The following is a 756-nucleotide window of genomic DNA, read 5'->3' on the forward strand; positions in this document are numbered from 1 at the left end:
AAAAGGCGCTGGCGTACGAACGCGACGTGCTGGGTCGTTTTGATAAGACTGCCGATCAGTAATATAAAAAGCCGGGGGGCGGTTTCGCCTGACCCGGCTGACTTTTTTAAGCGTGGGGAGATTACTCCCCGCTCAAGGCATCAAACTCTTCGCATCCGGTATCAAACCCTTCGCTACAGCTCAGATTGAACCAGTACAGCGCCTTCTGTTTGTTCGGGGCAATAAACCCTTTTTCGCCCTGCTGGAAAACCATTCCTGCCCAGTATTCCGCGTAACCGGTTCGCGAAAGCGCTGAGCTGCGTTTGAACCACATTTGCGCCTGAGCATCGTCCTGAGCCATTGATACGCCGTTGGCGTAGATCAGCCCCAAAAGCATCTGGGCATCGACTGCAGAGTCGTTGTCGATATCATCCGTGGCGGTTTGCAGCAGTTTGATTGCCTGCGGATAGTCCGTTTTACCGGCCTGCGTATTTACCAGCAGGCGCGCCAGCATGATCGCCCCGCGTTTGCTGCCAGCAATGGTCGCCTGTTGCGCCAGGGTTTTGGACTGGGCGTAATCGGCATGCTTAAAGTGGATTTGCGACAGCAGCGCCACGGCATCGACATCGCCGCCTTTTGCCGCTTTCTCCGCCCACAGCGCAGCCTGCTGATCGTCACCTGCGCTGAAGTAGGTATCGGCCAGATAGTACTGAGCGCGCGCGTCGCCCGCTTCGGCCTGTTCTTTATATTGGCTACCGGGTTCGTCAGCATGAGCAA

At 56.2% G+C, this 756-nt stretch carries 1 protein-coding gene; it reads right to left on the bottom strand.

What is annotated here, in order from left to right; genetic code table 11:
- Positions 1-121 precede the first annotated feature (121 nt).
- Positions 122-756: tetratricopeptide repeat protein (locus ETG88_RS22180; RefSeq protein ID WP_164971844.1), on the bottom strand; the 635-nt coding region annotated here is incomplete at its 5' end.

It is taken from the genome of Lelliottia nimipressuralis, from assembly GCF_004115925.1.
Taxonomy (GTDB): domain Bacteria; phylum Pseudomonadota; class Gammaproteobacteria; order Enterobacterales; family Enterobacteriaceae; genus Enterobacter; species Enterobacter nimipressuralis.